We start from the raw sequence: 25,625 nt of genomic DNA on the forward strand, positions 1-25,625 counted from the left end.
TCATTCCACCGACATCGTCGCGGCCGTGCACGTTACCGCGAAGATCGGAATCGCCTTCATATGGAAGATCTCGCCCTTGCCGCGCGCGGCCGCGGCCACGCTGATGAAGGTGCGGATCTCGAAGCCGCCCTGGCCCGCTTCGCGGTAGGTGGCTTCGTCGCCATAGTCGTCCAGCGAGAGCATGCCCTCGCGGTCGTTGGCGCACCAGCGCTTCATGAATTCGGCGTCCCACGCGGCATTGACCTTGCCCGAGTCGGGCGTGGCCGGCCAGTGCGAGATGCCGCCGGTGCCCACCAGCGCGATGCGCTCGGGCGCCTTGTCGCAGGCGCGGCGCAATGCTTCGCCGAAAGCCCAGGCGCGGTGCAGCGGCGTGAGCGGCGGGCCCTGGCAGTTGATGTTCACGGGGATGACCTTGGTGTCGAAGTTCGGCGTGAGGAAGTTCAGCGGCACCATGATGCCGTGGTCGAACTTCCATTCCTCCGCATAGGCCACGTCCACCGTCTGCATCACCTCGCGGATGAGGCGCTGCGACAGTGCTGCGTCGCCGGGAATGGTGTGCTTCTCGATGCCCAGCCACTTCGGGTCTTCGATGGGGCCTTCGTAGCTGTCGGCCATGCCGATGGCATAGGCCGGCATGTTGTTCATGAAGAAGTTCGCGAAGTGCTCGGCGGCGATCACGATCACTGCGTCGGGTTTCGTCGCGCGCATGGCCTCGCCGAAGCGATGGAACTGCGCATGGAACTCGTCTTTCACGGCCGGGTCCGCCAGATGGGCGCGGCCGGTGATGCCGGGGGCGTGGCTGCACACGCCTGCAAATACGAGACTCATACGCCTGCCACTTTCTCGTCGGTGCCGGTTGTCATTGCATAGATGCCCGCGCGCACCGGGCCGTACTTGCGCACGCCTTCGCGCATGGCTTCGAGGTAATCGGCCCACGGAATGCCGAGCAGGGGCGCGAAGTGCATCAGCAACTGGCCGTTGCAACCGAGTACGTAGAGCTTGCCGATGTCGCCGGTGTCGATGGCCTCGCGCTCTTCGTCCGTGAAGTCGTAGGCGCCCAGCAGGGCCGCGCGCGTTGCGCCGCCTTCGGCGTAGCGCCGCTGCACTTCCTGCTCGCGGTTGAGCGCGAACAGGAATTTCTGCATTGCATAGAGGCTCATGGTTCAGCCCTCGGTCTGGATGCCGGCCTTGCGGATCACATCGCCGTACTTCGCGATCTCGCTCTGGATGAATGTTGCAAAGCGCTCCGGCGTGCCCGACAGCGACGCGATGCCGCCCTTGTGGAAGGCCTCCGTCACCACCGGCCCGGCGAGCGCGCGGTTCACCTCGGCGTTCATGCGTTGCACCACGGCGTCGGGTGTGCCGGCGGGCGCCAGCAGGCCGTTCCACGAATTGGACTCGATGGGCACGCCCTGTTCGGCCAGTGTGGGTATGGCTGGCGCGTACTGCGAGCGCTGCGCGGTCGCCATGCCCAGCGCCACCAGCTTGCCGCCCTGCAAATGGCTGCGGAACTCGGGCCAGTTGCCGAACATCATCGTCACCTGGCCCCCGAGCAGGTCGGTCAGCGCGGGGCCCTGGCCCTTGTAGGGCACGTGCACGATGTCCAGGCCCATCTGCAGCTTGAGCATCTCGCCCGACAGGTGGGCCGAGGTGCCGTTGCCGAAGGAGGCGAAGCTCAGCGTGCCGGGCTGGGCCCTGGCCTGGTTGCGCAGGTCGGCCAGCGTCTTCAGGCCGCTTGCCGGGTGCGTGGCGAGCACGTGCTCCGACATGCCCATCAGGGCGACCGGGCGCAGGTCTTTCTGCGTGTCGTAGGGCAGCTTGCGGATCAGCGTCTGATTGGCCGCGAAGCTGTTGGCCACGCAGACGAAGGTGTAGCCGTCGGGCGCGGCCTTGGCGGCGGCGTCGACGCCGATCACCGTGCCCGCGCCGGGCTTGTTGTCGACGATGACCGGCTGACCCAGCGCCTTCGACAGCTCCGTGCCCACCAGCCGCGCGACGAAGTCGGTGGTGCCGCCGGGCGGGAAGGGCACGATCACGCGAATCGGCTTGTTGGGCCATGTGCCCTGCGCGCCCACGAGCGAGGGCAGTGCCGCGAATGCGGCCGCGCCCTGCAGCAGCGTGCGGCGCCGCGTGCTCATGCCACGCCCCAGTGCGGAATGTGGTGCGAGCCCAGCGACACCGCCACGTTCTTCGGCTCGCAGAACACCTCGTAGCTCCAGGTGCCGCCTTCGCGCCCCGTGCCCGAGGCCTTGGTGCCGCCGAAGGGCTGGCGCAGGTCGCGAACGTTCTGGCTGTTGACGAAGCACATGCCGGCCTCGACGGCGGCGGCCACGCGGTGGGCCTTGCCGATGTTCTCGGTCCACACGTAGCTGCTCAGGCCGTACTGGATGTCGTTGGCCAGGCGAATCGCATCGGCCTCGTCCTTGAACGGAATCAGGCAGGCGACCGGGCCGAAGATCTCTTCCTGCGCGATCTTCATGCGGTTGTCGACATCGGCGAACACCGTGGGCATCACGTAATTACCCTTCTTGACGCGGTCCGGCAGGTTCGACGGCGCTTCGAGCCCGCCGCACAGCATCGTCGCGCCTTCCTTCGGTCCCAGCTCGATGTAGCTGCGCACCTTGGCCAGGTGGGCCTGCGAGATCATCGGGCCGACGATGGTCTTCTCGTCGAGCGGGTCGCCGACCGTGATGCGCTTCGCGCGCTCCGCGAACTTCGCCGCGAAGTCGGCGTAGATCGACTGCTGCACCAGGATGCGCGAGCCGGCCGTGCAGCGTTCGCCGTTGTTGCTGAAGATCATGAACACGGCCGCGTCGAGCGCGCGGTCGAGGTCGGCGTCTTCGAAGATCACGAACGGGCTCTTGCCGCCGAGTTCCATGCTGAACTTCTTCAGGCCCGCGCTCTTCACGATGCGATTGCCCGTGGCGGTGGAGCCGGTGAACGAGATGGCGCGCACGTCGGGGTGCCCCACCAGCGGCTCGCCGGCTTCCTTGCCGTAGCCGTGCACGAGGTTCAGCACGCCGGGCGGAATGCCGGCTTCGAGCGCTAGTTCACCGAGGCGAGCGGCCGTCAGCGGCGACAGCTCGCTCATCTTCAGCACCGCCGTGTTGCCGAAGGCCAGGCAGGGCGCGACCTTCCAGGTGGCCGTCATGAAGGGCACGTTCCACGGGCTGATGAGCGCACACACGCCCACCGGGTGGAACAGCGTGTAGTTCAGGTGCGTGGGCGTGGGGTAGGTGTGGCCGTCGACGCGCGTGCACATCTCGGCGAAGTAGTAGAAGTTGTCGGCCGCGCGCGGAATCAGCTGCTTGCCGGTCTGCGCGATCACCTGGCCGCAGTCGTTGGTCTCGGTCTGCGCGATCTCGGGCACGTGCTTCGCGATCAGGTCGCCGAGCTTGCGGATCAGCTTGGCGCGCTCGGGCGCGGGCAGGCCGGCCCACTTGGGAAAGGCTTCCTTGGCGGCGGCCACGGCGGCGTTTACTTCGGTTTCGCCGCCCGAGGCGACTTCGGCCAACACTTCCTGAGTGGCCGGGTTGACCGTTTCGAAGTAGTCCTTGCCCGTGACGGACTTGCCGCCGATGAGATGGTCGATCTGTTGCATGAAGAAGTGTCCGGTTCGGTTCAATCGAGTTTGATGTCGCGCGCCTTGATCAAGGCATGCCATTTCTTGCGCTCGGCGTCGGTGTAGCGCGTCATTTCAGCGGCGTCGGCGGGGCGGGCTTCCCAGCCCGCGTCGTAGAGCTTCTGGCGCACGCCGCCATCGGCCATGGCCTTCTGGAGCTCGGCGCCCAGCTTCGCCTGCACTTCCTTCGGCGTGGCCGCGGGCGCGACGAGGCCCTGCCAGGTGTAGGCCTCGACGTTGGCGAAGCCGAGTTCCTTGGCGGTGGGGATGTTGGGAAGCTGCGGCACGCGCTCGGCCGACATGGCGAGCAGCGGCACCACCTTGCCGGCCTTGACGGCGCTCACGCCGCTGGGCAGGTCGAGCATCATCAGCGCGACCTGGCCGCCCATCAGGTCCTGCAGCGCGGGCGCACCGCCCTTGTAGGGCACGTGCAGCATCGACACGCCGGCTTCGCGCTGGAACAACTCGAGCGCCAGGTGGTGCGGGCTGCCGGTGCCCGGCGTCGCGATGCTGTACTTGCCGGGCGAGGCCTTGAGCGCGGTGAGCAATGCCTTGGCATCGGCGATGCCGGCATTGGGCGCGGCCGTGAGGATGAGCGGCGAACGGCCCATCATGCCGACCAGCGCGAAGTCTTTCTCGGCGTCGTAGGGGAGCTTCTTGTAGAGCGCGGGGTTGTAGACCAGCACGCCGTTGTCGGCCGAGAACACGGTGTAGCCGTCGCCCGGTGCGCGCGCCACGTTCTCCGACGCGATGATCGCGCCCGCTCCGGGCTTGTTGTCGACCAGCACCGGCTGGCCTACCTGCTGCGATACCTGCGCGCCGACCGTGCGCGCGAGAAAGTCGGTACCGCCGCCGGCCGGGTAGCCCACCACCCAGCGCACGGGCTTGGTGGGGAAGGCCGCAGTCTGCGCAGGCGCGTCGAGCGCGAACATCGAGGCGCTCACGGCCACGAGGGCGGCAGCGAGGGCGAGCGTTTTCTTTCCGGCGTTCATTGCGTTTGTCTCCGCTTGTTGATGTGTGACAGGAAAAAGAAAAGGGTTCAGGCCACGTCGATGGTGTTGACCAGCGCGCCGATGTGCTCGATCTCGGTCACGATCACATCGCCCGGCTTGCAATCGACCACGCCGTCGGGCGTGCCCGTGAGGATCAGGTCGCCCGGCGACAGCGTCATGAAGCGGCTGAAGTACTCGATGAGGAAAGGCGCGTCGAAGATCATGTCGCGCGTGTTGCCTTGCTGCGTGACCGTGCCGTTGACGGTGGTGCGCAATGCAAGAGCCATGGGGTCGGGCACGTCGGCCGCGTCGACGAACCACGGGCCCAGCGGCGTGCAGGTGTCGCGGTTCTTCACGCGCAGGTTGGGGCGGTACCAGTTCTCGAGGTAGTCGCGAATCGCGTAGTCGTTGGCCACCGTGTAGCCGCCGATGAAGTCATACGCGTCATCGCGCTTCACGTTCTTCGCGGTCTTGCCGACCACGATGGCGAGTTCGCATTCGTAGTGCATGAACTGCACGCCGGCCGGACGGTGCGTGCGCTGGCGGTGGCCGATGAGCGTGCTCTGGCCCTTGACGAACACCAGCGGTTCCTCGGGCGCCTTGAACTCGAGCTCCTTCGCGTGGTCGGCGTAATTGAGGCCGAGCGCGAGGATGGTGCGCGGCCGTGCCGTGGGCGCGAGCGGCGGCAGCCAGACGAGCTGCTCCTGCGGCACGATGCGGCCGTCGTCCAGGCGCGCGGCGGCGTCTTGCTGCCCATTGAGCTCATGGCTCGTGCCGGAATGCTCGCGGCCTTCGAAGATGACGCGTGCGTGCTTCATGCGGCCTCCTTCACCAGCGTGTTGCTCAGGGTCTCGAAGCCCGGCGCGGAGATGTCGATGTGATCGCCCGCGCGGGCCAGCGGCCGGCCAAGGTCGCAGCCGAGCATCAGCACGTCGCCGTGCGCCAGCGTCATGAACTCACCGACATCGGCAAGCAGTTGCTGCGCGGGGCGCACGAGCTGCGAGAAGTCGATCGACTGCTTCAGTTCGCCATTGATGTGCACCTCGACAAGGAAGTTCGCGGGGTCGGCTACCTCCTGTGCGTCGCGCAGCACCGGCCCGATGCCGAGGAAGCCGTCGACGCACTTGAACTTCACCGGCGGGCGGAAGAAGCTCGCATGCGGGATCGACAGGTCGTTCATCAGCACGAAGCCTTCGATGTCGCCCTCGGCGCCGATCACCATGCCGATGCTGGCGCCGATTTCCACCTCGGGCACGGCCGCGGGCACTGCGATGGCGCTGCCGTGCGGGCTCCAGGTGTTGGCTGTCTTCACATAGAGCACGGGCGCCTTCGGCGGTGCCTTGTAGGGCGGCTGCGTCATCTGCGGCGCGAGCGCCACCACTTCGGCGCGAAAGTTCAGCAAGGTGCCGTACACCGTGCCGGTGGGCAGGAAATGGGGGGCGCTGCTCATGAAGGTTGCTCCAGTGCGATGAGTTCGTCGAGCAGCCCGTAGAGCTGCGCGAGCTTGGCCTTGCCGAGCGACTTTTCCATCCAGTCGTAGTGCGCCTCGATGCTGGTGCCCAGCCGCTTCACCAGCTTCATGCCGTGTGGCGTGGCCTCGACCACGGTGCGGCGCTGGTCGGCCGGGTCGCGCGCGCGGGTGATGAGGTTGTCGCGCTCCATGCGCGCAAGCACGCCGGTGAGGCTGGGCCCGAGGATGAAAGCTTCGCGCGCCACCCGGCCGGTGTCGACCGCGCCGTGCTCGCCCAGCACGCGCAGCACGCGCCATTGCTGGTCGGACAGCGCGTGCTCGCGCAGGCTGGGCCGGGTGTGGGCCATCACGGCTTCGCGGGCCTGCAGCAGCAGGCGCGGCAAATTGCGGTGCGTGAATGTCGTGCTCAAGACGCGTCTCTCTTTGAAATTACTTAACATGTTAAATGATTCGGCTGAGCTTTCCTAGCTGGCAGTCATCAGGGTTTGTGCGGACACCTAAACTCGCCGCATGGCCAAGGACAAAACACTTTTCGTCTGCAGTGAATGCGGCGGCACCAGCCCCAAATGGCTCGGCAAATGCCCGAGTTGCGGCGCCTGGAACACACTGATCGAGCAGGTCGCGGGCGCGGGCAGCGGCCCGGCCAACAACCGCTTCGGCACGCAGTTCGCGTCGCTCGCGGGCGCGTCGGAACTCGCCACGCTGTCGGAAATAGAAGCGACCGACGTCGCGCGCACGCCCACAGGCCTCGACGAGCTCGACCGCGTGCTGGGCGGCGGCATCGTCTCGGGCGGCGTCACGCTGATCGGCGGCGACCCGGGCATCGGCAAGTCGACGCTGCTACTGCAGGCGGTCGATGCGCTGCAGCGTGCGGGGCAGAACGCGCTGTATGTCACCGGTGAAGAAAGCGGGGCGCAGGTCGCGCTGCGATCCAAGCGGCTCGGGCTCGATCACTCTCAGGTGCAGGTGCTGGCCGAGATCCAGCTGGAGAAGATCATCGCCACGCTCGACGCCACGCGTCCGGCCATCGCGGTGATCGATTCGATCCAGACTGTCTATTCAGACCAGCTCACGTCAGCCCCCGGTTCCGTCGCGCAGGTGCGCGAATGCGCGGCGCATCTCACGCGCTTCGCCAAGACCAGCGGCACGGCCGTGGTGCTGGTGGGCCACGTCACCAAGGAAGGCGCACTGGCCGGCCCACGCGTGCTCGAACACATGGTCGATACGGTGCTGTACTTCGAGGGCGACACGCATTCGAGCTTCCGCCTCGTGCGCGCCATCAAGAACCGGTTCGGTGCGGTCAACGAGATCGGCGTGTTCGCCATGACCGAGCGCGGCCTCAAGGGCGTGACCAATCCGAGCGCCATTTTCCTGAGCCAGCATGCCGAGCCGGTGCCGGGCAGCGTGGTGCTGGTGACGCTCGAAGGCACGCGGCCGATGCTGGTGGAAATCCAGGCGCTGGTCGACAACGGCGGACCGAGCCCGCGCCGCCTGTCGGTGGGCCTGGACCGCGACCGCCTCGCGATGCTGCTGGCCGTGCTGCACCGCCATGCGGGCGTGGCCTGCATGGACCAGGACGTGTTCGTGAACGCGGTGGGCGGTGTGCGCATCAGCGAGCCCGCGGCCGACCTCGCCGTGATGCTGGCCATTACGTCGAGCCTGCGCGGCAAGCCGCTGCCCAAGGGCTTCATCGCGTTCGGTGAGGTGGGCCTGGCGGGCGAGGTGCGTCCGGCGCCGCGCGGGCAGGAGCGCCTGCGCGAGGCTGCCAAGCTGGGTTTCAGCGTGGCGGTGGTGCCCAAGGCCAACGCACCGCGCAAGGGCTCGAAAGAGATCGAAGGCCTGACGATCCACGCCGTCGACCGCATCGAAGAGGCGATGGACGTGGTCCGCCGCCTCGATTGATTGATCAGTGACAGGGAGGTCCGGAAAAAAATGGCCCGGCGCACCGTGGCGCGCCGGGCCCACCCTCCCTATCCCCCGATGTGCATCGTGAACGCCGGCCCGCTGTTGAGCACGCATTGGCCGCTGCCCAACGTGGCCGAGTTCATCGTGTACTGGCAACTCAGGTTGCCGCCGCGGCTGCCGGTGGCATTCGCCACGCCGGTGCCCCGCGAGCCTGCGACCCGGGTTGCCTCTCCCTGAAACTGTTCGCCGCCGATCTGTGCGTTGAAGTGGCCGCGGCCGTTCATGTCGTTCGTGACCGTGCCGGCGACGGCGCCGTAGCGCGCGGCTTCGGCATTCGACGGGTACAGCCGCGCGTTGAAGGTCTGTGCGACCGGGCCCGGTGCCACGGCGTACGACTGCGAAGGCGGTACGGCGGGAGCGGGTTGTCCGAGCGGCACCACGTAGCAGCCGCTGAGTACGGTGCCCGCGAGCGCGGCGACGAGGGTGAGACGAACGAAAGTGACGGAACGCGGAATGGTCATACGCTTTTCAGTGGCCCGGGCTGATGCCCGTGCGGCGAAATGTGCCGCGTGGCGCTCGCGTGCTGTGCGCTTTTCGGGGCGAGTACCGTCCGGCGCGCCCGGCGGTAGCCATGGTCGCTACTGCGGGCGGCGACAATGCGCGCCATGAATTTCAAGAAATTTCTGGTGCCCGTCGGGGCCATCCTTCTTCTCGGGCTGGCCTGGCGCAGCGGCGGCTGGGGCGGCGTCGCCCTGGCCGGTGGCGCCATCGTGATGTTCCTGCTGTTGCACTTCAACCGCGCGATGCAGGTGCTCAAGCGAGCCGCCGAGCGGCCGGTGGGCTATGTGGCAAGTGCCGTGATGCTCAATGCCAAGCTCAAGCCCGGGGTCACGCTGATGCACGTGATCGCGATGACGCGCGCCCTCGGCGAGCTGCGCTCGCCCAAGGACGAGCAGCCCGAGCACTACCGCTGGACCGACGGCGGCGGCTCGTACGTCGACGCCGTGTTCAATGGCGGCAAGCTGCAGAGCTGGACGATGACGCGGCCCGAAACCCCGGAAGAAGAAGACCCGCCGGCGGCCTGAGCCACGCCTGTTGGAAGACGCCTCAGAACGGCGCGTCTTCCTCCTCGGGCGCGTCGGCCGGGGTCGTCATTGTGGGAGCGGCGGCTGCTGCGATGGGCTTCGCCGCTTCGTCCGGCACAGCCGCCGAGAACGCCGCTTCGCCGCCGAGCGCATCGAGCAGCGCCGGCACCAGCTGGCCCAGCTCGCCCGTGGCAATGGCCACGTCGGCGTCGAAGTTGTCTTCCTTCTTGCCGCCCGCGGCGCCGTCGCCGGTGCCTTCGAGGAAGGTGATCTTGCGGATCAGCAGGCCGTGCGTCAGCTCGAACGACACGCGGTCGTCCCAGGTGAGCGCCAGGCGCGTCGGGCGCTTGCCGTCCGTGATGTGCTTCTGCACTTCCTCGATGTCGAGCGGATGCTTGGCGTAGCGCACCACGGCCTTGGAGTCGTCCGAGGCCTTGAGCTCGCACTCGCGGTCGATGGTGAAGCCGGCCGGCGGTTCCTGCGTCAGCAGCCAGTTGGCCATGGCGGCGGCGGGCTCGATCTGCGTATTGATGAGGGCTACCGCGAAACCGTCGAGCGACTTCACGAGGCTGGTGACCACTTCGTCGGCGCGCGATGCGTTGCCGCTGTTGATCACGAGGCGGTTCTCGGCCTTGTCGATCCACACCGTCACGCGGGCGCTGCGGGTGAAGGCCATCGGCAGCAGCTCCAGGGTGATGTCTTCCTTGAGCTCCTTCTTTTCCTTCTTGCCGGGCTTGCGGCCGGTGGTGGCTTCGATCTGCGCGCAGCGTTCGTCGAGCTTGCGGCGCACCACCGAGCCGGGGACCTGCTTGCTCTCGATCATGTATTCGACCAGCCACTGGCCGTCGATGGATTCGACCAGCGGGCCATTGGCTTCGCCGCGGGGCTCGACCCAGCCGGCGGACTTTTCCTGCGAGGGACCGCAAGGCACGAAGCGCTGCTTGCCGAGCCCTTCTTCTGCCTCGGTCAGTGTCTGGGACCAGGCAGGTTCGATGCGATAGACGATGACGTTCTTGAATACGGACACGGAAACCCTTTTTCCACTGGTTTGCACAACCGGCCATTGTCGGGCACCCCGCCAATCCCACCGCCGTAAAATCGAAAGCTTTTGCGACTTCCCACCTCGCTCCCAACACCGCTTCCAAAGGAATCAGGAAATGAGCTCGATCCCCCCCTCGCTGGACGACCGTGACGGCAAGATCTGGATGGACGGCGAACTCGTGGACTGGCGCGACGCCAAGATCCACGTGCTGAGCCACACGCTGCACTACGGCTGCGGCGCCTTCGAGGGCGTGCGCGCCTACAAGACGCCCGAGGGCACCGCGATCTTCCGCTTGGCCGAGCACACCGAGCGCCTGTTCAACAGCGCCAAGATCCTGCGCATGAAGATCCCCTTCACGCAAGAACAGCTGAACGAGGCCCAGAAACAGGTGGTGCGCGAGAACAAGCTCGAAAGCTGCTACCTGCGCCCGCTGATCTGGATCGGCTCCGAGAAGCTCGGTGTGAGCCCCAAGGGCAACCGGGTGCATGCCATGGTCGCGGCCTGGTCGTGGGGCGCCTACCTCGGTGAAGAAGGCATGAAGCGCGGCATCCGCGTGAAGACTTCGAGCTACACCCGCCACCACGTCAACATCACGATGACGCAGGCCAAGACGGTGAGCAACTACACCAACTCGATCCTCGCCAACATGGAAGCGCTGGACGACGGCTACGACGAGGCGTTGCTGCTCGACGCGAGCGGCTTCGTCTCCGAAGGCGCGGGCGAGAACATCTTCGTGGTCAAGGGCGGCGTGGTCTACACGCCCGACCTGTCGGCCGGCGCGCTCAACGGCATCACGCGCAACACCATCCTGCACGTGTGCAAGGACCTGGGCCTGGAGCTGGTGCAGAAGCGCATCACGCGCGACGAGGTCTACATCGCCGACGAGGCCTTCTTCACCGGCACCGCCGCTGAAGTGACGCCTATCCGCGAACTCGACCGCGTCGAGATCGGCAACCGCGGCGACGGCGGCGCCCGTGGCCCGATCACCGAGAAAATCCAGTCTGCCTTCTTCGACATCGTGAACGGCAAGAATCCCAAGTACGCCCACTGGCTCACGAAAGTCTGAGAAAACCCATGTCCACCAATGCAGTCGTCGAACTCCTGGCCAAGGAGCTCAATCATCAAGGCGGCGTGTTCTGCCCCAGCCCCAAGGCCGACATGAAGCTCTGGAACAGCCACCCGAAGGTCTACCTCGACGTGGCTCGCACCGGCGAGGCCAAGTGCCCGTATTGCGGCACGGTGTACCGGCTGAAGGCCGGCGAGACGGTGTCGTCGCGGCACTGAGCCGCTGGCCGCTGAGCCATCCGGCCCCGACCGTCCGATGCCTCTTCAGGCAGCCGGGCGGGCGGGGTCTTTTTCCAGGTTTTCCAGGCTCTTCAAGCGCGAGGACAGCAGTCCGCGCCACGGATCCGGGTCGTTCTTCTCCTGCGCGAGCCGCAGGTAGACCATCGAGACGAACAGCAGCGCCAGGCCGATCTGCGCGTCGCGCATGGCCGAATTCACGCTCGATGCGATCAGCGCGATCAGCGTCGCGGCCAGCGCATAGCGGCCCGCGATGTCGGGCCGCTTCCATGCCTGCCATACGGCGGCGACCATGATGATGAGCAGGCTCAGCAGGGCAGGCAGGCCGCCTTGCGCGCCGGCCCACAGGAAGTCGTTGTGCGGCATGTTCGAGTCGGCGAGCAGCGCCGGGCCGCGCTTGTGCCACTGGTCGGTCCAGCCACCGATGCCCCAGCCGGTGAACGGGCGATCGGCGATCATGAGGCCGGTGTCGCGGTACATGTAGTAGCGGATGACCCAGCTGCCCTTGAAGACCGCGCCGGCCTGCGCCTCCTCGAGTTCCTGCACGCCGGTCTCGACCTTGTGCTGCAGCTGCGGCACCTGATAGAGCGCCGCCCCGAGCACCACTGCCCCCAGCACCAGCGCGCCCACCAGCATCTTCAGATGGTTGCGCCACTGGTGGACGCAGACCACCGGAATCACCAGCAGCAGCGCGAGCACCGAGGTGCGCGAGGTCAGCGGCAGCGCCACCACCAGGCCCAATCCGAGCATCAGCACAAAGGCGGGAATGGAGCGCAGCGGCTTGTGCGCGGCGATCTGCGCGATGCCCCACACGGCGGCCGTGGAGGCCACCACGCTGAACAGCAGCGCGTTGCTGATCGACTTGTTGCCCACTTCCATCACCACCGCGCGCAGCGGCGACCAGATGGGGAAGCCGCCGACTGCGTAGAAGAAGATGACCAGCAGGATGTTCAGCGCGGCGACCAGCAAAAAGCCGCGCAGCGCCCAGATGGCCTCTTCGCGCGTGAGCGCCATCGCCATCAGCATGGTGAGGCCGATGCGGATGCCGTGGAACAGGTTGGAGCCGGTCTCGGGATAGTGCTGCCCGATGGCCAGCACGATGAGGGTCCAGGCCAGGTAGGCCATCACCGGCCACCACAGCGGGTTGGCGCGCAGCCGCGCATAGCGCCCGCCCAGGCCGCCGGCCACCAGCATGGTGAGCAGCAGCAAGAGGGCCGAAAGGTAGGTGACGCCGACCGGCATGAACACCACCAGCCCCCAGAACATGGCCGCGGGCCGAACGATGTGCGATCTCTGCATAGGGCCGGGATTTTAGGTTGACGGGCTTGGTACTCCCCCAGGCTTCGCGCACTTCGTGTCGCTTCTCCTTCCCCCTCGCCGGGGGCGACGCCTGCGGCCCGGCGAAGCCGGTTCCGCGGCGTCCCGCGAACGGGGCCGGGACGGGGATGTGTCAGTGCCCGCGCGCGGCAACCGGCAGGCGGATCACGAAGCTCGCGCCGCCGCCTGGGCGGTCTTCGCAGCGCACGGTGCCGCCGTGGCGCTCGGCGATCGACTTCACCAGCGCCAGTCCCAGGCCGACGCCGCCGTTGCGCTCGCTGGCGCCGGGCAGCCGGTAGAAGGGCTCGAAGATGCGTTCGCGCGGGGCCGTGGGCACGCCCGGGCCGCGGTCGTTGACGCGCACGGTGGCGTAGCCGTTGGCGCTGCCCAGCTCCACCGCGATCTCGCCGGCGCCGTAGCGGCGGGCGTTCTCCAGCAGGTTGCGGATCGCGCGGCGCAGCAGGCGCGAGACGCCCGGCACGGTCAGCGTGGCGTTGTCGGTGCCTGCGGCCAGGTCGAGTTCGGCGTTCACCTGCGAGCATTCCTCGGCAGCGAGGCCGGTCAGGTCCACGGCCTCGATGGTGCCCATGTCGGCTTCGCTGGCGTCGAGCCGGCTGGCCAGCAGGATTTCGTCGATGAGCTGGTCGAGCTCGCCGATGTTGCGCGAGATCTCTTCGCGCGCCTTCGGGCTCGGGTGGTCGCCCATCAGCTCCAGCCCCATGCGGATGCGGGTGAGCGGCGAACGCAGCTCGTGCGAGGCGTTGGCCAGCAGCGACTTGTGCGAACGCACCAACTGCTCGATGCGTTCGGCCGACGCGTTGAATCGTTTGGAGAGATCGGTCACTTCGTCCTGCCCTTCTTCGGTCACGCGCACCGAGAGATCGCCTTCGCCCCATCGCTGCACGCCGCGCTGCAGCGATTCCAGCCGCTGCGTGATGCGCCGCACGATCGGATACACGCCCAGTGCCACCGCCACGCCCACCAGCGCGATCATCCATCCCAGCCCGAACGGCGTGCGCCATGGCGCGAAGGCGGCCGAGCCCGGGGACCGTTCGCGCGGCGCCACGCGCAGCGTGATCGCCTTGCCGTCGCTCAGCGTCACGTCGAACTCCAGGCCCTGGCCCGGCACGCGCAGCGCGGTGCCTTCGCCGATGGGCTTGTCCTGCGCGTCGAGCACCACCACGTGGCGCGGCACCGGCGCCAGGCGCTCGCGCTCGGCCTCCGCCGCTTCGCGCACGATCCAGTTGGCCATCAGCGTGAGGATGACGACGCCACCCACCACCGCGAGCCAGATGCGGACGTAGAGGTGGCGGGAATAGAGGTTGCGCAGCATCGGGCCGGGGTCCGGTCAGTCTTGCTGCTTGGCAAAGACGTAGCCCACGCCGCGCACCGTGAGGATGCGCTTCGGGTTCTTCGCGTCGACCTCGATGGCTGCGCGGATGCGGCCCATGTGCACGTCGATGGAGCGGTCGAAGGCCTCGAGTTCGCGGCCGCGCACGGCTTCCATGATCTGGTCGCGCGTGAGCACGCGGCCCGCGCGTTCGGCCATCGCCACCAGCAGGTCGAACTGGTAGGAGGTGAGGTCGGCCAGCGCGCCGGCCACCGACACGGTGCGCGCGTTGCGGTCGATCTCCAGCGTGCCGAAGCGCATCACGGTGGAGGCTTCGGCCTCGGTGGCGTTCTCGCTGCGGCGGCGCAGCACGGCACGGATGCGCGCGAGCAGTTCGCGCGGCTCGAAGGGCTTGGGCAGGTAGTCGTCGGCGCCGATCTCCAGGCCGATGATGCGGTCCATCGGGTCGCCCTTGGCCGTCAGCATCAGCACCGACACCTTCGACAGCGGCGCGGGCAGCGCGCGGATGCGGCGGCACACTTCGAGCCCGTCGGTGTCGGGCAGCATCAGGTCGAGGATCACGAGGTCGGGCGCGTGCTGCTGCAGCTGCTCGAGTCCGCTCGCGCCGTCGCCGGCATGGTTGAACGCGAAGCCCGACTGCGTCAGGTACTCGCCCACCATCTGCGCCAGGCGGGCGTCGTCTTCGATCATCAGGAGTTGGGGGGTGCTCATGCGCTTCATGGTCGTCCAAAGGGAGCAAGCGGGCTTGAACGCTCCGTAAAGTTGGGTAAACCTCGAACACCCCTGTCAACCGGCGATGCTGCGAAAAGCATAGCGCCGACTCCAGCGGGCGTGGGCTCAGTCCCGCTCGAGCGGCCGCAACTGCAGCCGCAGCGACAGGGACGAGGACAGCGGCAGGTCAACCGGCGTGCCCGTGCCGTTTCCCGAATGCGCCAGGTTCGCCAGCGATTCGAACAGCGCCAGCGCCTGGGCCATGGGGTTGCTCTCGGCCAGCGACTTCGCTGCCGCCGAGCTCGGCGGCGTGGCCGCGGGCGCCGTGCCGCCCTCGCCGGCCAGCGACCAGTCGAGCGCCGCCACGGTGCGCTGCGTCGGCTCGTGGGCGATCACCAGCGCCACCGCGAGCAGGCCGCGGCTGTCGGTGACCGAAGCCAGGGCGCCCACCGTGGGCGTGTCGCAGCCCACCAGCAGCACCGGCTCCTGGTCGCAGGCGCACTGCACCGCTGCTTCGAGCAGGCCCGAGGCAAAGCTGTGCTCGTAGGCCGAAATCGCGTTGCTGGCCGCCATGCAGCCGGTGCCGATGGTCCAGTAGCCCACGGCCGCGTTGTGCACCGAGTTGTGGAACTTGGTGGGCGACAGCATCTTCGGATCGCTCGCGAGCGTGCCGCACATGTAGTCGTTGATCGACAGGTCGCCGTGCGCCGACGTGAACACGCAGGGCACGTCGGCCGCGTTGCGGCCCGAAGCGGCCATGGCGGCGGCCGCCACTTCGAGCGCCAGCGCCACGGTGTCGGGCGCGCGGCGGCGCTCGGCCGGGGCCAGCACCTGCGGCGAGGGGCGCTTCGCGGGCGGGTCGGCCAGCGCGCCTTCGCCGCGGAAGGCGGTGCGCGCGGCGTCCCAGCCGGGCAGGGTAGGGGTCCAGAAGGCGGGGCCTTCGATGTAGAGGGTCGGGGGCTTGGGTGCGTGGTTCGTGCTCATGCTGCCTCCGCCTTGCCGAAAACGAGGGAGCAGTTGTTGCCACCGAAGCCGAACGAATTGGACAGTGCATAGCGCACCTCGCCATGCGCCGGTTCGAGCCTGATCTGCGGGCCGAAGCCTTCGTCCAGCGTGCGGGTGTTGACCGTGCCCGGCATCAGGCCGCGCTCGATGGCCAGCAGGCTGATGACGGCCTCGACGATGCCCGCCGCGCCCAGCGTATGGCCCATGAAGCCCTTGGTCGAGCTGGCGTGCGTGCGCGCCGGGAAGCGGCGCGCCACCAGCGCGCCCTCGACTTCGTCGTTCTTCTGGCTCGCGGTGCCGTGCATGTTGATGTAGTCGATCGCCTCGGGCGGCAGGCCGGCGCGCGCCAGCGCTTCGTCGAGCGCGCGTTCGGCGCCCAGGCCCTCGGGGTGCGGCGTCGACATGTGGTGCGCGTCGCTGGCCTCGCCATAGCCCAGCAGGTGCAGCGGCGCGGCATCGGCGCCGGCCTGCACGCGCTCGACCAGCGCGAAGCCCGCGGCCTCGCCGAGGCTGATGCCCTTGCGGGTGGCGTCGAAAGGCCGGCACGGCTCGCTAGACACCAGTTCGAGCGAGTTGAAGCCGAACAGCACGCTGCCGCACAGCGTGTCGGCCCCGCCGACCACGGCCGCGTCGGCCAGGCCCAGCCGGATCAGCCGCTCGGCCGAGGCGAACACCTTGGCGCTCGACGAGCAGGCGGTGGAAATGGTTTCGCTCGGGCCGCTGATGCCCAGCAGCTGCTGCGTGAACATGGCCAGCGAATGCGGCGTGTGCACCCTGGCGCGGCGCTGGTCGGGCGGGAACATGCCCTGTTCGTCGAGCTGCGTATAGGCCAGCTCGGTTTCGCCGATGCTGGCGGTCGAGGTGCCCAGGATCAGCGCGACGCGCGAAGCACCGTACTTCTCGCGTGCCGCAGCCACCGCTTCGATGAAGCCATCGGCCTGCAGGCCCAGCCAGGCGAGCCGGTTGTTGCGGCAGTCCCAGTGGGCCAGCGATTCGGGCAGGCGGATTTCTTCGAGTCCGTCGACGCGGCCGATCCAGGTGGGCAGCGGCGCATCGCCGAAGTCGTTGGCGCGCAGCCCGCTGCGCGACTGCGCAAGCGCGTCGGCCAGCACTTCCTTGCCGACACCGACGGCGGAAGTCGCCGTGTAGGCGCTGATTTGGAGAGGAGAAATTCGGGACGGCACGATCTTGTAGGGGCTTGCTGGCAGACGGGGTGCGCGGGAAGGGCGCAGGAAGGGAGAAGAAAACGAATGTATAGCGCCCGCAGCCTACCAGTTGCGCGGTGCGCGCAATGTCGGCTGTTTCCTATAAGGCCCAGGCCCTATTGACGGTCCGCGGGCCTTGTGGTCGTTGTCAGCCGCGAGGCCAAGGCCACCAGCACCAGCACCGGCAGGCCGAGCACCGCGGTGGAGATGAAGAAGGTGCTGTAGCCAAAGGCATCGACGAAGGCGCCCGAATAGCCGGCGATGAACTTCGGCAGCAGCAGCATCAGCGAGCTGAACAGGGCGTACTGCGTGGCCGAGTAGCTGATGTTGGTCAGGCTCGACAGGTAGGCGATGAAGGCCGCCGAGGCGATGCCGCCGGCCAGGTTGTCGGCCGAGACCACCGCGATCAGCGCCGTCAGATCGTGCCCGCGCGAGGCCAGCCACGCGAACAGCAGGTTGCTGGCCGCGCTCAGCACCGCGCCCAGCATCAGCACCCGCATCACGCCCAGGCGCATCGACAGCACGCCGCCGACGAAGGCGCCCACCAGCGTCATGATCACGCCATAGATCTTGCTGACCGTGGCCACCTGATCCTTGGTGAAGCCCATGTCCACGTAAAAAGGGTTGGCCATGATGCCCATCACCACGTCGCTGATGCGGTAGATGGCGATCAACGAGAGGATCAGCGCGGCCTGCCACCCGTAGCGGCGGATGAAGTCGGCGAAGGGCTCGATGAGCACGCTGCGCAGCCACTCGGCGGCATTCTTTGCCTTGGGCAGCACGCGCGGCACTGGTTCGGGCGACAGCAGCACCGTCAGCACCCCCACCGCCATCGAAGCGGCCATCACCAGGTAGGCCGTCTTCCACGCCCCGTTCTGGTACGCCGCCGCACCCGTGACCGCGGCCGCCGGCGCCACCTCGGCCCAGGTCGCGACCCACAGCACGCCCGCACCGGCCCAGATCATCGCGAGCCGGTAGCCCGTCTGGTAGGCGGCGGCCAGCGCGGCCTGCTTGCGCGTCTCGGCCGATTCGATGCGGAAGGCGTCGAGCGCGATGTCCTGCGTGGCCGAGCCGAAGGCCACCAGCAGCGCGCACCAGATCAGCGGCGTGAGCCCCTGGCGCGGGTCGTTCAGCGCCATGCCGATCAGGCCGGCGATCACCACGCACTGCGCCAGCAGCAGCCAGCCGCGCCGGCGTCCGAGCAGCGTGGTCAGCGGCGGCAGCGGCAGCCGGTCGACCAGCGGCGCCCAGACCCACTTGAAGCCGTAGGCCAGCCCGACCCAGCTCAGGTAGCCGATGGTGGTGCGGTCGATGCCCGCTTCGCGCAGGCGAAAACTCAGGGTGCCCAGCACCAGCAGCAGCGGCAGCCCGGCCGAGAAACCCAGCGCCAGCATGCGCAGGGTGGCGGGCTCCAGGTAGACCTTCAGCGCGTCGCGCCAGGGCGGGGAAGAGGCGGTGGGGGTTTCTGCGGAAGGTACGGACATGAGCCTCGGATTGTCCATGAGTGCCGGGGGTGGTCGGCCCGGCCTTTGTCTTCATTTGTTCCTATGATCCGGCTCCTATGTGCACACGATGCGATCTCCCTGTTTCCGCCATCTCCACCGCTACCGCCGCTTCCGCATGGAATCCCCGGCGGGCCTTCCTGCTGGCGGCCGCCGGCGCCGCCTTCAGCGGCACGGCGCTGGCGCAGGTCAATGTCGGCAATGCCTCGGTCGCGCGCAACCTCGTGCCGGCCGACAGGATCGAGGCAGCCGGCGTGCAGCAGTACGGCCAGCTGCTCGAACAGGCGCGCGCCAAGAACGCGCTCGCGGGCGACGGCAACCCGCAGCTGCAGCGCCTGCGCGCCATCGCGAAGCGCCTCATTCCCTTCGCCACGCCCTGGAATTCGCGCGCCCGCGACTGGAAGTGGGAGGTCAACCTGATCGGCAGCAAGCAGATCAACGCCTTCTGCATGCCCGGCGGCAAGATCGCCTTCTTCACCGGCATCCTCGAACAGCTCAAGCTCACGGACGACGAGGTCGCGATGGTCATGGGCCACGAGATGGCCCACGCGCTGCGCGAGCATGCGCGTGCCCGCCTCGCCAAGAGCGCGGGCACGGGCGCGGCGCTCTCCATCGGTGCGCAGCTGCTCGGACTGGGGCAGATGGGCGACCTGGCGGCGCGCGCCGGCACGCAGCTCCTCACGCTCAAGTTCAGCCGCAGCGATGAGTCGGAGGCCGACCTCGTGGGGCTCGAACTCGCGGCACGTGCGGGCTATGACCCGAAGGCATCGGTGTCGCTGTGGCAGAAGATGGCCACGGCGTCGAAGAACCAGGGCGGGCTGAGCTTCCTCTCGACGCACCCGAGCGGGCCGGACCGCATCGCGAAGCTGGAGGCGAACCTGCCGAAGGTGGAGACGCTCTACCGGGACGCGAAGAAGAGCTGACTTGCCTGACTCCCTCTCCCCTGGGCAGAGGTGAGGGTGGCGGCCTTCATACGAGGGCCGCGCTTCTTCGCCCGCACCTGCCCTCACCCCAACCCTCTCCCCCAGGGGAGAGGGAGCAACGCCCCCATCCCCTGAATTGATCCGCGCGACCTCGCGTCGCCGCTGGCACGCCGCTTGCATCTCAACTTGTACACATGTTTGGATGCCTGATGATGGTGCATGAAGAAGATGGATCGCCCGCCGCCGCCTGGATCGCCAGGTTCGCGCAGCCCATGGCGCACGCCCGGGCTGGCGAAGCCCCCGGCTCCGTCCTGCCGCTCGCCGGGCTGCGCTTCGCGGTCAAGGACAACATCGACGTGGCCGGCGTGCCCACCACCGCCGCCTGTCCGGCCTTCGACCGCCTGCCCCCGGTCCACGCGGCCGTGGTGCAGCGCCTGCTCGAAGCCGGTGCATCGCTGGCTGGCAAGACCAACCTCGACCAGTTCGCCTGCGGCCTGAACGGCACGCGCTCGCCTTACGGCGAGGTGCCCAATGCCTTCGACGCGCGCTATGTCTCGGGCGGCTCCAGCTCGGGCTCGGCCTACGTGGTGGCGGCCGGCGAGGTCGACTTTGCGCTGGGCACCGACACCGCGGGCTCGGGCCGCGTGCCGGCCGGGCTCAACAACATCGTCGGCCTGAAGCCCTCGCGCGGCCTGCTGAGCACCTTCGGCGTGGTGCCCGCTGCGCAGAGCGCGGACTGCGTCTCCATCTTTGCGCGCACCGTCGCCACCGCGGTCGACGTGCTGCTCGCTTGCGCCGGCCACGACGCGCGCGACCCCTATTCGCGCGACCTGGCTTTGCGCCGCGAGCCGCTGCCAGCGCACTTCCGCTTCGGCGTGCCCGACAGGCTGAGCTTCTTCGGCGACGCCGCCGCCGAGCAGGCGTTCAACGACGCGACTGCGCGGCTGCTGGCAATGGGTGGCTCGCCCGTCACCATTCCCTACGCCCCGCTTGCGGAGGCTGCCGCGCTGCTCTATGAAAGTGCGCTCGTCGCCGAACGCTACGCCGCGGTGCGCGAGTTCTTCGACGCGCATGGCGACGAAGTGATCGAGCCCGTGCGCGGCATCCTCGCGAGCGGCCGCAGCTACACCGCCGCCGACGTGTTCGAAGCCCAGACGCGGCTGCGCGCCATTGCGCAGCAGGTCGAGCCGATGTGGCGCGACATCGACGTGTTGCTCGTGCCCACCGCGCCCACGCACTACACCCGTGAGCAGATGCGTGCCGATCCGGTGGTGCTCAACCGCAACCTTGGCGCGTACACCAACTTCGTCAACCTGCTCGACTACGCCGCGCTCTCCGTGCCCAGCAGCCTGCGCGCGGACGGCCTGCCGTTCGGCATCACGCTGATCGGCCCCTGCGGCAGCGACCTTGCGCTGGCCGACCTGGGCCAGCGCTACCACCACGCCACTGGGCTCGCGCAGGGCGCCCTCGGCCTGCCGCTGCCCGCGCCGCGCGCCATTCCCGGCCTCGCCGCGCCGGATGCCGGCACCCTGCCCATCGCCGTGGTCGGCGCGCATCTGTCCGGCATGCCGCTCAACAGCCAGCTCACCGAGCGCGGCGCCACGTTGATGCAAGCCACCATCACGTCGCCGGCCTACAGGCTGCACGCATTGCCGGGCACCGTGCCGCCCAAACCCGGCCTGCGGCGCGTGGCTGAAGGCGAGGAAGGCACCGCCATCGTGCTCGAAGTGTGGGCCGTGCCCCTGGCGCAGGTCGGCAGCTTTCTCGCCCTCATCCCGCCGCCCCTTGGCCTTGGCAGCGTCGAGCTGGCCGACGGCAGCTGGGTGAAAGGCTTCATCTGCGAGGGCCATGCACTGGCCGGCGCGCAGGACGTGACCCATCACGGCGGCTGGCGCGCATACGTCGCGAGCCGCGCCACCCCGAGTTCCAACTGATTCCAACTGATCAGGAGTTCCGATGAACACCCCAGAGAAATCTTCCGCGTCGCGTCGGCAGTTGCTGCAGGCCGCTGCTTCCGGCCTGGCTGTGCTGGCTGCGCCTGCCATCGTGCGCGCGCAGGCCGCCGCACCCAAGCTGCGCATCGGCTTCTGGCCGGTGGCGGCCGGCCTGCCGTTCTTCGCGGCGATCGACAAGGGCTACTTCAAGGAGGCCGGCCTCGACGTCGAGCCGCTCAAGTTCGCCGGCGCGCAGCAGGTGATGGAAGGCATGCTCGCGGGCCGCTGCGACGGCAGCGCCAACGGCACCGGCTCGGCCAACCTCGCCATCGGCGAGATCGCGCAGCCCGGCCTGTTCAAGATCTTCTGCACCAACCCGAGCAACGCGAAGTTCGTGCTCGACGAGTTCATCGTCGCGCAAGGCAGCCCCGTCAAGACCATGGCCGAGCTGGCCGGCAAGAAGGTCGCCTCGGGCCCGGGCATCCAGAACGTGACGCTGTGCAAGACCATGCTGGAGCGCGCCGGCGCCAAGGGCGCGGTCGTGAGCGAGCTGCCCATCGGCCAGCACGTGGCCGCGCTGGTCGCGGGTCAGGTCGATGCCTGCTACACGCTGGAACCCACCGGCACCGTGGGCCGCATGAACGGCACCACGCGCGTCATCGAGGCCGGCGTGGTCGCCAGATACATCCTCGGCGACCCGATGGCGCCGTGGCACGGCGGCGCGGCCAGCCTCACCACCGAGTTCATCAAGAAGAACCCCGAGGTCGCGAAGAAGTACATCGCCGCCTATGCGCGCGGCGTGGAGCTGGTGCGCAGCAAGCCCGACGAGGCGCGCCAGTTCATGAAGGGCTACACCGCCATCGAAGGCAAGCTCACGGCCGAAGTGCCGCTCGCGTCGTACATGCTCTACAACGAGTTCAAGGCCAGCGACGTCGCGTACTTCCAGAAGTTCTACGACCTGTTCACCGAAAAAGGCATCTTCGAGAAGAAGGTCGCGGTGGACGGCCTGCTCTACAAGGCCTGACGACCATGGCCGACGCAAGCTCGACCACGGCCGCGCCGTGGACCCCGCCGGCCAGCGCCGCCATATCGGCGCCCAGGCCGCCGCTGCGCGATCGCCTGCTGCCCTTCATCGGCCCGGTGGTGCTGTTCGTCGTGTGGGACCTGGTGGTGCGGCTGGGTTTCATCAAGCCGATCCTGCTGCCCACGCCCGCCGACACCATCGCGGCGCTCATCACCGGCCTGGCCGGCGGCCCGCTGCTCACCGACTTCGCCATGACCGTGTGGCGCACCGTGCAGGCCTTCGTCATTGCGGCGGCCATCGGCGTGCCACTGGGCGTGCTGCTCGGCAGCAACGAGAAGGCCTACCGCAGCGTGGAGTTCCTGATCGACTTCTTCCGCTCCACGCCGTCGTCCGCGCTCATTCCGCTGTTCCTGCTGATCTTCGGCGTGAGCGACGTCAACAAGGTGGCCATCGCGGCCTTCGGCGCGCTGCTCATCGTGGTGTTCAACAGCGCGTACGGCGTCATCAACGCACGCAAGCAGCGCGTGATGGCGGCCAAGGTCATGGGCGCCTCGCGCCGGCAGGTCTTCAAGGACGTGCTGATCTGGGAAAGTCTGCAGCCCAGCTTCGTCGGCCTGCGCTCGGCGGTGTCGATGGCGCTGGTGATCGTCATCGTGGCCGAGATGTTCATCGGCTCCGACACGGGCCTGGGCCACCGGATCATCGATGCGCAGCAGGTGCTCAACGTGAAGAGCATGTACGCGGCGATTCTTGCGGCGGGTGCGTTGGGCTATGCCCTGAACATCCTCTTCCTCATTGCAGAACGCCGCATCGTGCACTGGAGCGGGAGATGAAAGTGACACCCGACATCGTCGTCAACGGCCCGGTTTACGCCGACGTGCCCAAGCCGGTCTTCAAGCCCGGCCCTGCGGGCACGCACATCACCATCCGCGGCCTCACCAAGTACTTCGCGGGCTGGCCGCTGTACGAGAACTTCGACCTCGACATTCCCAAGCACGCCATCGTCTCGGTGTTCGGCCCCAACGGCTGCGGCAAGTCCACGCTCATCAACATGATCGCGGGGCTCATTCCCATCGACGCGGGCGAGATCCTGTTCGACGGCAAGCAGCGCAAGGACACCAAGATCGGCTACGTGTTCCAGAACTACCGCGAGGCGATGTTCCCGTGGATGCGCACCATCGACAACATTGCCTATCCGCTGAAGCTCGAAGGGCGCAGCAAGGCCGAGGTCGACCGGCGCATGGAAGAACTCGTCGCTTCGTTCGACGTGAAGTTCGACCTGAAGCGCTTTCCGTACGAGCTCTCGGGCGGCCAGCAGCAGACCGCGTCGATCATGCGCGCGCTCGCACCCAATCCCGAGGTTCTGTTCCTCGACGAGCCCTTCTCGGCACTCGATTTCGAGATGACGCTGTTCATCCGCGAGAAGCTGCAGGAGGTGTTCATGCACACCGGCACCACCATGCTGCTGGTGTCGCACGACCTCGAGGAGGCGGTGTACCTCGCCGACGAAGTGCTGCTGCTGACCAAGCGACCCACCAAGGTCGCCGAGATCCTGCGCTATGGCGATGCGCGCCCGCGCACCGTCGAGACGCTGAGCACTGAAAGTTTCGTCGCGACCAAGAAGCTCAGCCTCGACATCTTCCAGCGAGAGGTCCGCCGGTGATGCCCGAGATCAACATTCCCGACGTAATTGCCGAAGTACAGGCCGTGTTCGCTCGCTACGAGGCCGCGCTGGTCGGCAACGACCGCGCGACGCTCGACGAGCTGTTCTGGAACAGCCCGCACACGCTGCGCTACGGCTTCTCCGAGAACCACTACGGCCACGCCGACATCGCCACCTTCCGCGCCTCGCTGCCCGTGCAGAGCCCGCCGCGCGAACTGCTGCGCACCGTCATCACCACCTACGGCCGCGACTTCGCGACCGCCAACGTCGAGTTCCGCCGCGAGGGCAGCAGCCAGACCGGCCGCCAGAGCCAGACCTGGATGCGCACGGCCGAAGGGTGGCGCGTGGTCGCCGCCCACGTGAGCCTGCTCGACTGAGCCCTGGGAAGGGCACGTTTTTTGCACCTCAACCTGTAACGGAGAAGAACGCCATGACCAGCCAATTCAATCGCCGCGATTCCCTCAAGACCCTGGCCGCGCTTGGCGCTGCCGGCAGCCTCGGAAGCTGGAGCGCCCTTGCCAGCGCTCAGGCCAAGCCCAAGCCGCTCACCGTCGGCGTGATCTACGTCGGCGCGCGCGACGACTACGGCTACAACCAGGCGCACGCCATGGCTGCGGCCGAGATCAAGAAGCTGCCCGGCATCAAGGTGCTCGAGGAAGAGAACGTGCCCGAGACCGCCGCCGTGCAGAAGACCATGGCCGGCATGATCTCGCAGGACGGCGCCAAGCTGCTGTTTCCCACCTCGTTCGGCTACTTCGATCCGCACATCCTCGCGGTTGCGCCCAAGAACCCCGACGTGCGCTTCTCGCACTGCGGCGGCCTCTGGACCGAAGGCAAGCACCCGAAGAACGTCGGCAGCTTCTTCGGCTACATCGACGAATGCCAGTTCCTGAACGGCGTGATCGCCGCGCACATGACGAAGAGCAACAAGATCGCCTTCGTCGCGGCCAAGCCCATTCCGCAGGTGCTGCGCAACATCAACGCCTTCACGCTCGGCGCGCGCTCGGTCAAGCCGAACATCACCTGCAGCGTGATCTTCACGGGCGACTGGTCGATGGCGGTGAAGGAAGCCGAGGCCACCAACAGCCTCGCCGACCAGGGCTGCGACGTGTTCACCATGCACGTCGACGGCCCCAAGGTGGTGGTCGAAACGGCCGCCAAGCGCGGCAAGATGGTCTGCGGCTACCACGCGAGCCAGGCCAAGCTCGCGCCCAATGCGTACCTCACGGGTGCCGAGTGGAACTGGCTCACCGCCTACAAGACCATCATCGACGCCGCGCAGGCCGGCAAGCCGCATCCCAACTTCCTGCGCGGCGGCCTGAAGGAAGGCTACGTGAAGATGTCCGCCTACGGCCCCATGGTGCCGGACGCCGCGAAGAAGCAGGCCGACGACATCAAGGCGAAGATGATCGCGGGCACCTTTGACATCTTCAAGGACGGCATCAAGGACAACAAGGGTGCGGTCGTGGTGCCGGCCGGCAAGGTGCTGAAGCAGACCGACCTGGAGCTCGAGAAGATGAACTTCCTGGTCGAAGGCGTCGTCGGTTCGGTCTGATCGATAACGCACCGCG

Annotated in this window: 27 protein-coding genes; 11 read left to right on the forward strand and 16 right to left on the reverse strand. The window is 67.8% G+C overall.

Going from position 1 to position 25,625, the window contains the following annotated elements; all coding sequences use genetic code 11:
• The 8 genes from ACEOAB_RS00545 to hpaR are packed head-to-tail and all read right to left on the reverse strand — an operon-like array spanning position 1 to position 6,495.
• On the reverse strand, positions 1-828 hold the full coding sequence (locus tag ACEOAB_RS00545; RefSeq protein ID WP_056588134.1) for a DODA-type extradiol aromatic ring-opening family dioxygenase: 828 nt from the start codon (positions 826-828) through the stop codon (positions 1-3).
• Positions 825-1,160: an aromatic ring-opening dioxygenase LigA gene (locus ACEOAB_RS00550; protein WP_056588131.1), complete on the reverse strand. Its 336-nt coding sequence runs from the start codon at positions 1,158-1,160 to the stop codon at positions 825-827. Before ACEOAB_RS00550 ends, ACEOAB_RS00545 begins: the two co-directional genes overlap by 4 nt.
• A 3-nt stretch (positions 1,161-1,163) precedes the next feature.
• Positions 1,164-2,138, reverse strand: coding sequence for a tripartite tricarboxylate transporter substrate binding protein (locus ACEOAB_RS00555; RefSeq protein ID WP_413749549.1), 975 nt, complete (start codon positions 2,136-2,138; stop codon positions 1,164-1,166).
• Complete coding sequence (gene hpaE / locus ACEOAB_RS00560; RefSeq protein WP_413749548.1) at positions 2,135-3,601, reverse strand: 5-carboxymethyl-2-hydroxymuconate semialdehyde dehydrogenase; 1,467 nt, start codon at positions 3,599-3,601, stop codon at positions 2,135-2,137. The genes ACEOAB_RS00555 and hpaE overlap by 4 nt, the downstream gene beginning before the upstream one ends.
• 20 nt (positions 3,602-3,621) lie before the next feature.
• Positions 3,622-4,614: a Bug family tripartite tricarboxylate transporter substrate binding protein gene (locus tag ACEOAB_RS00565; protein ID WP_056588121.1), complete on the reverse strand. Its 993-nt coding sequence runs from the start codon at positions 4,612-4,614 to the stop codon at positions 3,622-3,624.
• Between the two features lie 47 nt (positions 4,615-4,661).
• Entirely contained in the window at positions 4,662-5,432 is a 771-nt protein-coding gene (locus ACEOAB_RS00570) for a fumarylacetoacetate hydrolase family protein (protein WP_413749547.1), read from the reverse strand.
• A complete protein-coding gene (locus ACEOAB_RS00575) occupies positions 5,429-6,064 on the reverse strand; it encodes a fumarylacetoacetate hydrolase family protein (RefSeq protein ID WP_413749546.1) in 636 nt (211 codons plus the stop codon). The genes ACEOAB_RS00570 and ACEOAB_RS00575 overlap by 4 nt, the downstream gene beginning before the upstream one ends.
• Positions 6,061-6,495 carry a homoprotocatechuate degradation operon regulator HpaR gene (hpaR, locus tag ACEOAB_RS00580; RefSeq protein ID WP_007836792.1) on the reverse strand — a complete coding sequence of 145 codons (435 nt, stop codon included), beginning with the start codon at positions 6,493-6,495 and terminating at the stop codon, positions 6,061-6,063. Before hpaR ends, ACEOAB_RS00575 begins: the two co-directional genes overlap by 4 nt.
• A gap of 100 nt (positions 6,496-6,595) precedes the next feature.
• Here hpaR and radA point away from each other — a divergent pair, with 100 nt between their 5' ends.
• Positions 6,596-7,987: a DNA repair protein RadA gene (radA, locus tag ACEOAB_RS00585; RefSeq protein ID WP_056588112.1), complete on the forward strand. Its 1,392-nt coding sequence runs from the start codon at positions 6,596-6,598 to the stop codon at positions 7,985-7,987.
• 68 nt (positions 7,988-8,055) lie between these two features.
• Here the strand turns inward: radA and ACEOAB_RS00590 are convergent, their stop codons facing one another.
• The gene (locus tag ACEOAB_RS00590; protein WP_413750953.1) at positions 8,056-8,511 is read right to left on the reverse strand and encodes a hypothetical protein; all 456 of its coding nucleotides are present in this window, start codon (positions 8,509-8,511) and stop codon (positions 8,056-8,058) included.
• A 135-nt stretch (positions 8,512-8,646) separates the two neighbouring features.
• Between ACEOAB_RS00590 and ACEOAB_RS00595 the strand changes: the two genes are divergently transcribed.
• On the forward strand, positions 8,647-9,075 hold the full coding sequence (locus tag ACEOAB_RS00595) for a glycerate kinase (protein WP_413750954.1): 429 nt from the start codon (positions 8,647-8,649) through the stop codon (positions 9,073-9,075).
• Between the two features lie 22 nt (positions 9,076-9,097).
• On the opposite strand, the gene ACEOAB_RS00600 is transcribed toward ACEOAB_RS00595, so the two are convergent.
• Positions 9,098-10,102 carry a recombination-associated protein RdgC gene (locus tag ACEOAB_RS00600; protein ID WP_413750955.1) on the reverse strand — a complete coding sequence of 335 codons (1,005 nt, stop codon included), beginning with the start codon at positions 10,100-10,102 and terminating at the stop codon, positions 9,098-9,100.
• A gap of 130 nt (positions 10,103-10,232) precedes the next feature.
• On the opposite strand from ACEOAB_RS00600, the gene ACEOAB_RS00605 reads away from it, so the two are divergent.
• Positions 10,233-11,183: a branched-chain amino acid transaminase gene (locus ACEOAB_RS00605; RefSeq protein WP_007836800.1), complete on the forward strand. Its 951-nt coding sequence runs from the start codon at positions 10,233-10,235 to the stop codon at positions 11,181-11,183.
• Between the two features lie 8 nt (positions 11,184-11,191).
• Positions 11,192-11,401 carry a zinc-finger domain-containing protein gene (locus ACEOAB_RS00610; RefSeq protein WP_007836801.1) on the forward strand — a complete coding sequence of 70 codons (210 nt, stop codon included), beginning with the start codon at positions 11,192-11,194 and terminating at the stop codon, positions 11,399-11,401.
• 45 nt (positions 11,402-11,446) lie between these two features.
• Here the strand turns inward: ACEOAB_RS00610 and ACEOAB_RS00615 are convergent, their stop codons facing one another.
• The 6 genes from ACEOAB_RS00615 to ACEOAB_RS00640 form a co-directional block, all read right to left on the reverse strand.
• On the reverse strand, positions 11,447-12,718 hold the full coding sequence (locus tag ACEOAB_RS00615; protein WP_413750956.1) for an O-antigen ligase family protein: 1,272 nt from the start codon (positions 12,716-12,718) through the stop codon (positions 11,447-11,449).
• A gap of 151 nt (positions 12,719-12,869) precedes the next feature.
• Positions 12,870-14,069: an ATP-binding protein gene (locus tag ACEOAB_RS00620; protein ID WP_495653361.1), complete on the reverse strand. Its 1,200-nt coding sequence runs from the start codon at positions 14,067-14,069 to the stop codon at positions 12,870-12,872.
• Between the two features lie 15 nt (positions 14,070-14,084).
• Positions 14,085-14,807: a response regulator gene (locus ACEOAB_RS00625; protein ID WP_007838761.1), complete on the reverse strand. Its 723-nt coding sequence runs from the start codon at positions 14,805-14,807 to the stop codon at positions 14,085-14,087.
• A 117-nt stretch (positions 14,808-14,924) separates the two neighbouring features.
• Positions 14,925-15,782 (reverse strand): beta-ketoacyl synthase chain length factor, encoded by an 858-nt coding sequence (locus ACEOAB_RS00630; protein WP_495653362.1) that lies wholly within the window; start codon positions 15,780-15,782, stop codon positions 14,925-14,927.
• Positions 15,779-16,987, reverse strand: coding sequence for a beta-ketoacyl-[acyl-carrier-protein] synthase family protein (locus ACEOAB_RS00635; protein WP_495653363.1), 1,209 nt, complete (start codon positions 16,985-16,987; stop codon positions 15,779-15,781). Before ACEOAB_RS00635 ends, ACEOAB_RS00630 begins: the two co-directional genes overlap by 4 nt.
• 137 nt (positions 16,988-17,124) lie before the next feature.
• On the reverse strand, positions 17,125-18,510 hold the full coding sequence (locus ACEOAB_RS00640) for an AmpG family muropeptide MFS transporter (protein WP_413750988.1): 1,386 nt from the start codon (positions 18,508-18,510) through the stop codon (positions 17,125-17,127).
• Positions 18,511-18,569: 59 nt separating this feature from the next.
• On the opposite strand from ACEOAB_RS00640, the gene ACEOAB_RS00645 reads away from it, so the two are divergent.
• The 7 genes from ACEOAB_RS00645 to ACEOAB_RS00675 all read left to right on the forward strand — a co-directional run bounded on the left by ACEOAB_RS00645 (position 18,570) and on the right by ACEOAB_RS00675 (position 25,609).
• On the forward strand, positions 18,570-19,433 hold the full coding sequence (locus ACEOAB_RS00645) for a M48 family metallopeptidase (RefSeq protein WP_413750987.1): 864 nt from the start codon (positions 18,570-18,572) through the stop codon (positions 19,431-19,433).
• A 209-nt stretch (positions 19,434-19,642) separates the two neighbouring features.
• Positions 19,643-21,367 (forward strand): allophanate hydrolase, encoded by a 1,725-nt coding sequence (gene atzF / locus ACEOAB_RS00650; protein ID WP_495653364.1) that lies wholly within the window; start codon positions 19,643-19,645, stop codon positions 21,365-21,367.
• A gap of 22 nt (positions 21,368-21,389) precedes the next feature.
• On the forward strand, positions 21,390-22,391 hold the full coding sequence (locus tag ACEOAB_RS00655) for an ABC transporter substrate-binding protein (protein ID WP_056588076.1): 1,002 nt from the start codon (positions 21,390-21,392) through the stop codon (positions 22,389-22,391).
• 5 nt (positions 22,392-22,396) lie between these two features.
• Positions 22,397-23,224 (forward strand): ABC transporter permease, encoded by an 828-nt coding sequence (locus ACEOAB_RS00660; RefSeq protein WP_413750949.1) that lies wholly within the window; start codon positions 22,397-22,399, stop codon positions 23,222-23,224.
• Positions 23,221-24,054, forward strand: coding sequence for an ABC transporter ATP-binding protein (locus tag ACEOAB_RS00665; RefSeq protein ID WP_413750948.1), 834 nt, complete (start codon positions 23,221-23,223; stop codon positions 24,052-24,054). The genes ACEOAB_RS00660 and ACEOAB_RS00665 overlap by 4 nt, the downstream gene beginning before the upstream one ends.
• Complete coding sequence (gene hpxZ / locus ACEOAB_RS00670) at positions 24,051-24,431, forward strand: oxalurate catabolism protein HpxZ (protein ID WP_056588067.1); 381 nt, start codon at positions 24,051-24,053, stop codon at positions 24,429-24,431. Before ACEOAB_RS00665 ends, hpxZ begins: the two co-directional genes overlap by 4 nt.
• 53 nt (positions 24,432-24,484) lie before the next feature.
• Entirely contained in the window at positions 24,485-25,609 is a 1,125-nt protein-coding gene (locus ACEOAB_RS00675; RefSeq protein WP_413750947.1) for a BMP family ABC transporter substrate-binding protein, read from the forward strand.
• Positions 25,610-25,625 lie beyond the last annotated feature (16 nt).

Source organism: Variovorax sp. Varisp53, from assembly GCF_059491555.1.